Origin of the sequence: Alistipes sp. HGB5 (assembly GCF_000183485.2) — a bacterium.
GTDB classification, from domain to species: Bacteria; Bacteroidota; Bacteroidia; order Bacteroidales; family Rikenellaceae; genus Alistipes; species Alistipes finegoldii.
Window position 1 is genome coordinate 1 of record NZ_AENZ01000031.1, and the last position, 10,855, is coordinate 10,855.

At 54.9% G+C, this 10,855-nt stretch carries 7 protein-coding genes; 5 read left to right on the plus strand and 2 right to left on the minus strand.

The annotated features are described in order from the left end of the window. From HMPREF9720_RS05070 to HMPREF9720_RS05085, 5 genes are all read left to right on the plus strand, one after another. A partial coding sequence (locus HMPREF9720_RS05070; protein ID WP_039939935.1) for a DGQHR domain-containing protein occupies positions 1-2,076 on the plus strand: 2,076 nt, incomplete at its 5' end. Positions 2,077-2,233: 157 nt separating this feature from the next. Further along, the gene (locus HMPREF9720_RS15610) at positions 2,234-2,392 is read left to right on the plus strand and encodes a hypothetical protein (protein ID WP_009597155.1); all 159 of its coding nucleotides are present in this window, start codon (positions 2,234-2,236) and stop codon (positions 2,390-2,392) included. A gap of 706 nt (positions 2,393-3,098) precedes the next feature. After that, positions 3,099-5,195 carry a KamA family radical SAM protein gene (locus HMPREF9720_RS05075; RefSeq protein ID WP_009597157.1) on the plus strand — a complete coding sequence of 699 codons (2,097 nt, stop codon included), beginning with the start codon at positions 3,099-3,101 and terminating at the stop codon, positions 5,193-5,195. A 172-nt stretch (positions 5,196-5,367) separates the two neighbouring features. Next, on the plus strand, positions 5,368-6,468 hold the full coding sequence (locus tag HMPREF9720_RS05080) for an acyltransferase family protein (RefSeq protein ID WP_039939937.1): 1,101 nt from the start codon (positions 5,368-5,370) through the stop codon (positions 6,466-6,468). 96 nt (positions 6,469-6,564) lie between these two features. Then, a complete protein-coding gene (locus HMPREF9720_RS05085) occupies positions 6,565-7,281 on the plus strand; it encodes a pirin family protein (RefSeq protein WP_009597158.1) in 717 nt (238 codons plus the stop codon). A 182-nt stretch (positions 7,282-7,463) separates the two neighbouring features. Here the strand turns inward: HMPREF9720_RS05085 and HMPREF9720_RS05090 are convergent, their stop codons facing one another. Beyond that, positions 7,464-9,047 (minus strand): peptide chain release factor 3, encoded by a 1,584-nt coding sequence (locus HMPREF9720_RS05090; RefSeq protein WP_009597160.1) that lies wholly within the window; start codon positions 9,045-9,047, stop codon positions 7,464-7,466. 64 nt (positions 9,048-9,111) lie between these two features. Continuing rightward, a complete protein-coding gene (gene nadB / locus HMPREF9720_RS05095; RefSeq protein WP_009597151.1) occupies positions 9,112-10,671 on the minus strand; it encodes an L-aspartate oxidase in 1,560 nt (519 codons plus the stop codon). Positions 10,672-10,855: the final 184 nt, after the last annotated feature.

The following is a 10,855-nucleotide window of genomic DNA, read 5'->3' on the forward strand; positions in this document are numbered from 1 at the left end:
GTTTGGGCTCTTTTTGCACGCATGGGATTCTCATTCCTTAATAAAGATCGTAACTTTAGGTTACCATATAGTAACGATGAAAAATTAACCCAGCAAATAGATATATTTGTTGCGGATGAGGAAACCATATTAATAATTGAATGTAAAGTTGCAGGGAATCCTAAGCAGAGTAACTTCAAAGAAACTATAGAGGCGATAGGAGGTAAGAAAGAAGGATTGATAACTACAATTCAACAGTTATTTCCTGATACCAAATATAAGATTAAGTTCATTTTTGCCACAAAAAATTATTACTTGTCAGAACAGGACAATGCACGATTAAATAACTATGGTATAATTCATTTTGACGAAGAAACTCTTAAATATTATCAGGAGCTTACAAAGCATTTAGGGACTTCGGCCAAATATCAATTATTGGGAAGTATTTTTGAAGGTCAAACGATTCCTGAATTGGATAACCGAATACCTGCCATTAAAGGTAAGATGGGAGGATATACTTATTATTCCTTTTCGATTGAACCTGAAAAGCTACTCAAAATAGGTTATGTTTTGCATAGGAATAAAGCCAACAGAAAACTCATGCCTACATATCAACGTTTAATTAAAAAGTCAAGACTAAAATCAGTTCAGGACTTCGTTGATAATGGAGGCTTTTTCCCGAATTCAATAATTATAAATATTGATACAAATGGAAAATCTGTTAGATTTGATAGTGCAGGAAATCAAGTAGAAAAGAGTATTTCAAGGATAGGAATTCTTCATTTGCCAAAAAAATATCGATCTGCATATATTATTGATGGACAGCATAGGCTATATGGTTATGCAAATTCCCCATATAAAGCGACAAATTGTATTCCAGTAGTTGCTTTTATTAATTTGGAGAGAACGCAGCAAGTCAAATTATTTATGCAGATCAATGAGAACCAAAAGGCTGTTCCCAAGAATCTACGGAACACCTTAAATTCCGATTTGCTATGGAATTCAGAAAACCGAACGGAACAAATTAAAGCATTAAAACTTCAAATTGCCTTGAGTTTAGGAGAAGAAATGCAATCCCCGCTTTATGATCGTATTATTATTGGAGAAAATATCAAATCGGCAACGCGTTGTATAACGATTGATACTATTAAAGTCGGTTTGGACCGTGGAAACTTTTTTGGGACATTCGACAAAGATTCTATCAAAACGGATGGAACCTTCTATAAAGGAAATAATGATGCAACATTAGAGAGGCTTTTTCCTTTTATTGTAGGTTGTTTTGATTATATAAAAAATAATTTACCAGAAGAGTGGTCAAAAGGAGATGCAGATGACGGTTTTTTAACAATAAATGCCAATGTTGAAAGCCTGCTTCGTTTATTTAGCGATATTGTCGATCACATTGTTAAAGCAAAGGGTGTAAACCCCAAAGTTGATTCGACACAAAATGTCATGCAGGAAATGGAATTTTATTTGGATCCAATTATAGATTTCTATAAAAATTTGACATCGGAATCTAAAATAGAATTAAAGAAAAGCTATGGTATAGCTGGGCGAACAAAAGTTTGGAGAATTTTGCAACGCGAAATATCAAAGGTTCGTACTGATTTTCATCCGGACGGATTAGATAAGTATTGGAAAGATGAAGACAAACGATATAATGAAGATTCGTTCAGATTCATTCGGGATATTGAAACCTTTATGAAAGAGGATTTTAAAACTAAATTAGAGCAGGCTTATGGAAGCCAATGGTTTAAAAGAGGTGTCCCCAAAGCCGTCTATGATAAAGCCAACCAATTAGCATCTGAAAAGAATTATGAAATCACAGATGCATCTGAGGAATATTCCCCATGGGATTGTTTAACCCTCATAGACTATAGAAGAATAGCTACTTATGGGAGCAACTGGAGAGATATATTTGAAAAATATTACACCAAACCCGGGGAAGAAAAAGGTGGAAATAAAGAAGCCAAAACAGAATGGATGCAGAAATTGGAACGCATCAGAAACAATAATTTTCACACATATAGTGTAAAAGAAGAAGAGTTTGAGTTTTTATCAGAATTACATAAATGGTTAATAGAAACTTCTGATTAGGATCTTAATTTTTAGTTAAATTGGTGGGGGAACCAAAAAAGTAAAATTTTTTGGGTTGATGTTTGCTGGCAAAATGGTTAGAATCAATGTTTTGCATTTTTTCTGGTTCGAATAAATAAGGTTGTGACTCCGTTATCTTATCAAAAGATCATAGGCTATGAGCGAGATTGAGATTAAGCAAATGCAGGAGAAAATCGATGCAGGCATTTTGCTTGCCCAAAAGCGTCTGATTGAAAAGACCAAGAAGGAGGACGGCGAACTGGTTGTCGTGCGCGATGGAAAGGTCGTGCGCATTAAGGCCCGCGATCTGAAATAGGAATTTGGGGTCGGTTGTCCGAATGATAATCCCCGGCATTTTTGGATGTCGGGGATTCACTTTTCAATTTTGATCGGGTAGGCGGACGGCGCGTGGTACACAAGTGGAACACGCGAAATCGTAACAACTCCCGATAATGGCAAACTGCAACTCTTTGAATGTGTGTGAAATCCGCTGGAATATAGTTCGTTAAATTTATTGGAAAAAGTAAAATTTAATTCTGGGGGGCGCGTGGTCGCAAGTTCGAATCTTGTCACCCCGACAAGCTGAGAGTCAGCCGCTTATGTGAAAACATAGGCGGCTGATTTTGTTTTGGCGGCAGTGGCTGAAACGGGCGGCTGACGCCACGGCCGACGGGGAAAAGGGGCGGGGCCGTCGGACGCCGGGCCGGGGAATGTCGATTTTTTTTCGTATCTTTGCACAAAACCCCGTGTTGCGGCCGTTATTATTCATGTCGTGCAGACCGCAGATTTTTGCCTTTATACCCCTTCGATAGCAATTCTGGATGTTTGCGGCGGAAAAAGTGTCGATTTTCCCCGGAATGTTTTTCAAATGCGGAGGAATTTGCCGGGGTTTCTTGCGATCAGCGGATTTCTGCGATTTTTTTTCGCGCCGGGCCTGTCCCGCACTTCGTGAGACGACGCCCGCGATGCGGGATTGCGGCGGTCCCCTGTCAACAGATGCTTAACACGAAAAACAACAGCTTATGAAACAAAGAAAAATGCTTGCGCTCACGCTCTACCAGCTTGGACAGCTTTACCGTCACGAGTTACCCGAACTTGTCGCCGCCGCCGAGGCGAGCGGCGACGCCGCGCAGTTCCGAAGGCGTCTGGGCGAGTGGGTCTCCCGTTCGGAGTCCGCGCAGGGCGATGCGGGCGAGCAGATTCGGCTGCTGATCGATTACGACGGGCGGGAGGTCGATGAACTGTCTACCGGCGAGCGGATGCCGGTGCGGACGCTGACGCTGTTGTGGCAGTTTCTTACGGGCTGTCTGGAGAATGTGGAGATGCGCACGGACCTGTTTATCGACCTGTTCTACCTGTTCAAACGTCTCGGAGGAGCGGAACTGCCGCCGCTTTCGATGCAGCGTGTCCGCATCCGCTCCGAGCGCTGGCCTTCGGGACTCGATGCCGAGGTGCGGGAGATCAGGGCCGACAACAGGGAGCGCATGCTGCATCTGCTGGTGCAGAAGATCGAGAACCGCAAATCGACGCCCTCGCGGTTCCGTTTCGCGGAGGGGATGAGTTATGAAGACAAATACCGTCAGGTGGCCATCTGGTGGAACGATTTCAGGTTTCATCTGGCGATGGCGGTGAAAAGCCCCTCGGAGCTGAACCGCTTTCTGGGCAATTCGCTTTCGGCGGAGACCATGTACCTGCTGTCGAAGGCCCGCAAGAAGGGGATGCCGTTCTTCGCCACGCCCTATTATCTCTCGCTGCTGGACGTGACCGGAAAAGGATACGGCGACGAGGCGATCCGCAGCTATATCCTCTACTCGCCGCAGCTGGTCGAGACCTACGGCAGCATCCGCGCGTGGGAGAAGGAGGACGTCGTCGAAGCCGGAAAGCCCAATGCCGCGGGGTGGCTGCTGCCCGACGGCCACAATATCCACCGCCGCTATCCGGAGGTGGCGATCCTGATTCCCGACACGATGGGACGCGCCTGCGGCGGGTTGTGCGCGTCGTGCCAGCGCATGTACGATTTTCAGAGCGAACGGCTCAACTTCGAGTTCGAGAGCCTGCGGCCCAAGGAGAGCTGGGACCACAAGCTGCGCCGCCTGATGACCTATTTCGAAGAAGACACGCAGCTGCGCGACATCCTTATCACGGGCGGGGACGCCCTGATGAGCCAGAACAAGACGCTGCACAATATACTGGAGGCCGTATACCGCATGGCCTGCCGCAAGCGCAAGGCCAACGCCGGGCGGCCCGACGGCGAGAAATACGCCGAACTGCAGCGCGTGCGTCTCGGTTCGCGCCTGCCGGCCTATCTGCCGATGCGTATCGACGACGGATTGGTGGAGGTGCTCAGGGAGTTCAAGCAGAAGGCTTCGGCCGTCGGCGTGCGGCAGTTCATCATCCAGACCCATTTCCAGTCGCCGCTGGAGGTGACGCCCGAAGCGCAGGAGGCGATCCGCAGGATACTCGCGGCCGGGTGGCTCGTCACCAACCAGCTGGTCTATACCGTCGCGGCGTCGCGCCGCGGGCATACGACCCGGCTGCGGCAGGTGCTCAATGCGCTGGGCGTGGTCTGCTACTACACCTTCTCGGTGAAGGGGTTTCAGGAGAATTACGCCGTCTTTACGCCCAACAGCCGGTCGCTGCAGGAACAGCACGAGGAGAAGATTTACGGCCGGCTGACGCCCGAACAGGCCGGGGAGCTGGATGCAGAGCTGGAGAAGGGCGGCGACACGGCCGAACGGCTCCGCCGCTTTATGAAGAGACACCGGCTGCCGTTCCTTGCGACCGACCGCAGCGTGCTGAACCTGCCGGCCATCGGCAAGAGCATGTCGTTCAGGCTGGTGGGCATTACGCCCGAAGGCAGGCGCATCCTGCGCTTCGACCATGACCGCACGCGCCGCCACAGTCCGATCATCGACCGGATGGGCGAAATCTATATCGTCGAGAACAAATCGCTGGCCGCCTACCTGCGCCAGCTGGAAAACATGGGCGAGGATGCGGACGATTACGCCAGCATCTGGAACTATACGCACGGCGAGACCGAACCCCGGTTCGGGCTTTACGTATACCCCGATTTCCCGTTCGGGGTGACCGGGCGGGTGAGCAACCTTGAACTGGAGTGATTCGGTACGAAACAGCGATGAGGAGGCCCGGCGGAAGCGATTCCGGCCGGGCCTCGAAACTGTTGCATATATCAGGAATATTTATTATCTTTGTAAGAACGATAAATGAAGACCGGCGCCGATGTCCGGAGCGCCGTTCGGGGCATGTTCCGGTTTTCGTGCAGGCAGAATTATGAAACAGTCCGAAAGATTGATGTCGCTCGACGCCCTCCGCGGGTTCGACATGCTCTTCATCATGGGGTTCGCGTCGCTCGTCGTGGCCGTGTGCGGCTTGTGGCCTTCGGCCGTGACCGATGCGGCAGCCGCTTCGATGAGCCATGTCGCGTGGGACGGCTTCGCCCATCACGATACGATCTTTCCGCTGTTCCTCTTCATTGCCGGGGTCAGCTTTCCCTACTCGGTCGCCAAGCAGCGTGCGGGAGGAATGTCCGAAGGGCGCATCTATGCCAAGATCGTCCGCCGGGGACTGACGCTCGTCGTGCTGGGCATGGTTTACAACGGACTGTTCAAGCTCGATTTCGAGAATCTGCGGATCGCGAGCGTACTGGGACGCATCGGACTGGCGTGGAGCATCGCCGCGGTGCTGTATCTCAATTTCGGCGTGAAGACCCGTGCGGCGATCGCCGTCGCGGTGCTGGCCGGTTACGGAGCGCTTTCGGCGCTGGTCGCGGCGCCCGACGCCGCAGGCGCCGGGCCGCTGACCTTCGAGGGGAATCTGGCAGGCTATATCGACCGGCAGTTCCTGCCCGGAAAGCTGATATACGGGTCGTTCGATCCCGAAGGGCTGCTCAGCACGGTGCCCGCCGTGGTGACAGCCATGCTGGGCATGTTTACGGGCGAATTCGTAAGGCGCAGCGATATTCGGGGCGGCCGCAAGACGCTTTGGATGGCCGCGGCGGCCGCGGCGCTGCTGGCGGCGGGGCTGGCCTTCAGCGGGGTGCTGCCCGTGAACAAGAAACTGTGGTCGAGCACCTTCGTATGCGTCGTGGGAGCCTACTCGCTGGGGATGTTCGCCCTGTTTTACTACCTGATCGACGTGCGGGGCTGGCGCCGCTGGACGCTCTTTTTCCGCGTCGTCGGGCTCAATTCGATTACGATTTATCTGGCCCAGCGTATCGTGGGCTTCGGACGTATATCCGACTTCTTCCTCGGCGGCATCGCGTCGAAATGCCCTGAGGCCGTGGCTGCCGTGATAAGCAGTGCGGGTTATGTGGCCGTCTGCTGGCTGTTTCTCTACTTCCTTTACAGAAAGAACGTTTTTCTGAAAGTGTAGTCGCATCTGCGGATTCCGTAATGTGCCGCGCGGAGGTGCGGCTGGCGCGGAGTTTGCTCCCCGGTCCGTTAAAGTTTAAAATCAAAAAATCCCGTTATGAACAAGACGATTCACCGCGCCGAGTCGCGCGGTTATGCCGACCACGGTTGGCTGCAGACTCACCATACGTTCAGTTTTGCAAACTATTACGATCCCCGCCGGGTGCATTTCGGCGCCCTCCGGGTGCTGAACGACGACACCGTGGCTCCGGGCGAGGGTTTCGGAACCCATCCGCACGACAACATGGAGATCGTGTCGATCGCGCTGGAAGGCGCGCTCAGGCACGGCGACAGCATGGGCAACATGAAAGTCCTGCGTCCGGGAGAGATTCAGGTGATGTCGGCCGGCACGGGCATCACGCACAGCGAGATGAACGCCAGCGAGACCGAGCCGGTCAAGTTTCTGCAGATATGGGTGCTGACCGACGCGCAGGACCATACGCCCCGCTACAATCAGGTCGAGCTGGCGCCCGCCAAGCGCAACGTTCCGCATGTGATCGTGGCGCCCGAAGGCCGCGGCGGCGAGCATGTGGGATGGGTGCATCAGGACGCTTGGTTCTATACGCTGGACCTCGACAAGGATCGTGTGGTCGAATACCGCATGAATACCCGCGGCCACGGCGCCTACGTCTTCGTGATCGAAGGCAGCGTCGAGGCGGCGGGCGAGGAGCTGGGACCGCGCGACGGCATGGGCATCACCGGGGCGGACGAGTTCCCGATCAAGGGAGAAACCGACGCGAAGGTGCTGATTATCGAAGTTCCCATGGAGGTTTGACAAGACGAAGCAAAGGAGTTTTCCGGCAAATTCCTTCCTCCTTCGGGTGCGGCGAACGCTTCCGAAGGGGAGTGCGAAGGAAAAGGGCTGTCCCACGGGACAGCCCTTTTTTTGCGTCGGTCGGCGAAGGCGCCGGAAAGATGGGTTTTGCCGGGAGGGGTGTTGCGCCCGGCGCCGCTGCGTCAGAATTCCGAGGTGAAGTGGAACCGGATATCCTTGAAATTCTCCTGCGCGAGGGCGAGTCCGTAGCTCGTGTCGGCGAGGAAGACGTCGCGGCCGTGCTTGTCGACGGCCATGTTGGTGTGCTTGCGGCGTTTGAAGTCGGCCAGCTGCGCGGCGTTGTCGCTCTCGATCCAGCAGGCTTTGTAGATCGAGATCGGCTCCCAGCGGCAGGCGGCGTTGTACTCGTGTTCGAGCCTATACTGGATGACTTCGAACTGGAGCGCGCCCACCGTGCCGATGATCTTGCGGCCGTTGAGGGAGCTGACGAACAACTGCGCCACGCCCTCGTCCATGAGCTGGTCCACGCCTTTGGCGAGCTGCTTGAATTTCAGCGGGTCGGCGTTCTCGATATAGCGGAACTGTTCGGGGGCGAACGACGGGATGCCCGTGAATTTGAGCTTTTCGCCTTCGGTGAAGGTGTCGCCGATCTTGAAGTTGCCCGTGTCGTGCAGGCCCACGATGTCGCCCGGATAGGCGAAGTCGATGATCGACTTCTTCTCGGCCATGAAGGCCGTCGGCGACGAGAATTTGAGCTGCTTGCCGCTGCGCACATGCAGGTAGTTTTTGTTGCGTTCGAACGTGCCCGAACATATTTTGAGGAATGCGATGCGGTCGCGGTGGTTGGGATCCATGTTGGCGTGGATCTTGAAGACGAAGCCCGTCATTTTGGGTTCCGCAGGCTCCACGATGCGGGTTTCGGTCGGGGCCGGGCACGGCGAGGGGGCTATGCGCACGAAGCATTCGAGCAGCTCGCGCACGCCGAAGTTGTTGACCGCCGAACCGAAGAATACCGGGGCCAGTTCGCCCCGCAGGTAGGCCCCGCGGTCGAAATCGTCGTAAACGCCCTCGACCAGCTCGACGTCCGAGCGCAGCTGGGCCGCGAATTTGTCGCCGATCTGGGCCTCCAGCTCCGAAGAGGCGAGGTCCGAGATTTCGACGGTCGAGGCGTCGGCCGTGAGCTTCTCGTCGGAGGTGAAGAGCGAGAGGTTTTTCTCGTAGAGGTTGTATACGCCCTTGAACGTGGGGCCGTTCGAGATCGGGAACGCCAGCGGCCGCACGCGGATGTTGAGCTCCTTTTCGACCTCGTCCAGCAGGTCGAACGGCTCCTTCGAGGGGCGGTCGAGCTTGTTGATGAAGACGATTACCGGGGTCGAGCGCATGCGGCAGACCTCCATCAGCTTGCGCGTCTGCGACTCGACGCCCTTGGCGCCGTCGATGACGATGATGACCGAATCGACGGCCGTCAGCGTGCGGAAGGTGTCCTCGGCGAAGTCTTCGTGGCCCGGAGTGTCGAGAATGTTGATCTTCGCGCCCTTGTATTCGAAGCCCATTACGGCCGTGGCGACCGAGATTCCGCGCTGGCGTTCGATCTCCATGAAGTCCGAAGTGGCGCCCTTCTTGATCTTGTTGCTCTTGACGGCCCCGGCGACGTGGATGGCGCCGCCGAAGAGGAGCAGTTTCTCGGTAAGGGTGGTTTTACCCGCGTCGGGGTGGGCGATGACCGCGAAGGTGCGGCGGCGTGTGATCTCTTCCTGTAATGTCATGTAACTGAATGTGTATCTGTTTTATTGCGGGGAGTGCCGGGCGCTGTTCCGCCGGCGGCAATCCTTAGTTCTCCTTCGGGTAGTCGGCATTGTAGTGGCAGCCGACCGACTCCTTGATTTCGCGGCCCTGCTTGATGACCAGATAGGCCACGGCGATCATGTTGCGCAGTTCGCACAGTTCGCGGTTGGGCTTGGTCTTGTTGTAAAGCTCCTCGGTCTCCTGCCACAGGATTTCCAGCCGCCGCATGGCGCGCTTGAGCGAGAGGTTCGAGCGGACGATGCCCACGTAGTTGGACATTAGCGTCTGCATTTCGCGCTTCGACTGGATGATCATCAGCATCTCCTCGGTGTGCTGCGTGCCTTCGAAGTCCCAGTCGGGAATGCCCTCCTGAATTTCGACCCGGTCGAGCAGCGACGATGCGTGGCGAGCCGCCTGATCGGCGTATACCACCGCTTCGATCAGCGAATTGGATGCCAGCCGGTTTGCGCCGTGCAGTCCCGTGCAGGAGGTTTCGCCCAGCGCGTAGAGCCGTTTGATGGAGGTTTCGCCGTTGGTGTCCACCTTGACGCCGCCGCAGCAGTAGTGCGCCGCGGGAGTGACGGGAATCCAGTCCTTGGTGATGTCGATGCCGATCGAAAGGCACTTCTCGTAGATGTTGGGGAAGTGGCTGCGGATGGCGTCGGGATCTTTGTGCGTGACGTCGAGGTAGACGAAGTCCGATCCCCGCTTGGTCATTTCGCGGTAGATGGCGCGGGCCACCACGTCGCGCGGCGCCAGCGATTTCATCGGGTGGTATTTGTCCATGAACTCCTCGCCGCCGGGCAGGCGCAGGATGGCCCCGAAGCCGCGCATGGCCTCGGTGATGAGGAAGTTGGGCTTCTCGCCGGGGTTGTAGAGCGTGGTGGGGTGGAATTGGATGAACTCCATGTTTTCGGTGATCGCCTTGGCGCGGTGGCACATGGCGATGCCGTCGCCCGTGGCGACGACCGGATTGGAGGTCGTGGAGTAGATGTTGCCGCAGCCGCCCGTGGCGACGACGGTGAATTTGGCCAGCATGGTCTCGATTTCGTTCGTTTCGAGATTCAGGACGTAGGCCCCGAAGCAGGTCAGGCCGCGGGTGTGGCGCGTGACGAACTCGCCCAGATGGTGCTGCGTCAGCAGGTCGATGGCGAAGCGGTGTTCGAGTACGGTGATGCCGGGATGCCTGCGGACCGACTCGATGAGCGCCCGTTCGATCTCGGCGCCCGTCAGGTCCTCGTGGTGGAGGATGCGGTGCTCGGTGTGGCCGCCTTCGCGGTTCAGCTCGAAACGCCCGTCGGGAGTCTTGTCGAAGCGCGTACCCCATTCGATCAGGTCCCGAATCAGCTCCGGCGCCCGGCGCACGACCAGTCCGACGGCCTCTTCGTCGCATTTGCCCGCGCCGCAGACCAGCGTGTCGCGGATGTGTTTCTCGAAAGTGTCGGGGGCGTAGGTTACCGAGCAGATGCCGCCTTGCGCATAGTTGGTGTTGCACTCGTTCATTTCGCCCTTCGTCACGATGGTGACGTGTCCGTGGGCGGCGGCTTTGAGCGCGAACGAAAGGCCTGCCGCGCCGGAACCGATAACCAGAAAGTCGGTTTTCATAGTTTTGCAAGCATTAAGCGTCGCAAAGTTATAAAAAATGCCCGATAATCCCATTTCCGGCCGGAAAAAGCGTACGGAAAAATGGGGCAACGGCTCCGGAACGGATCCCCGGAGCGGTAATTTTTTCGGCCCGGCAGGCGATATTTCGAATTTTTCTCTAATTTTGCCTTAAGCTACCCAGAAT

Bases quoted from the DNA above. Each gene is read 5' to 3' on its own strand.
- HMPREF9720_RS15610 (WP_009597155.1), top strand. From the start codon at position 2,234: ATGAGCGAGATTGAGATTAAGCAAATGCAGGAGAAAATCGATGCAGGC.
- HMPREF9720_RS05075 (WP_009597157.1), top strand. From the start codon at position 3,099: ATGAAACAAAGAAAAATGCTTGCGCTCACGCTCTACCAGCTTGGACAG.
- HMPREF9720_RS05080 (WP_039939937.1), top strand. From the start codon at position 5,368: ATGAAACAGTCCGAAAGATTGATGTCGCTCGACGCCCTCCGCGGGTTC.
- HMPREF9720_RS05085 (WP_009597158.1), top strand. From the start codon at position 6,565: ATGAACAAGACGATTCACCGCGCCGAGTCGCGCGGTTATGCCGACCAC.
- HMPREF9720_RS05090 (WP_009597160.1), bottom strand. From the start codon at position 9,047: ATGACATTACAGGAAGAGATCACACGCCGCCGCACCTTCGCGGTCATC.
- nadB (WP_009597151.1), bottom strand. From the start codon at position 10,671: ATGAAAACCGACTTTCTGGTTATCGGTTCCGGCGCGGCAGGCCTTTCG.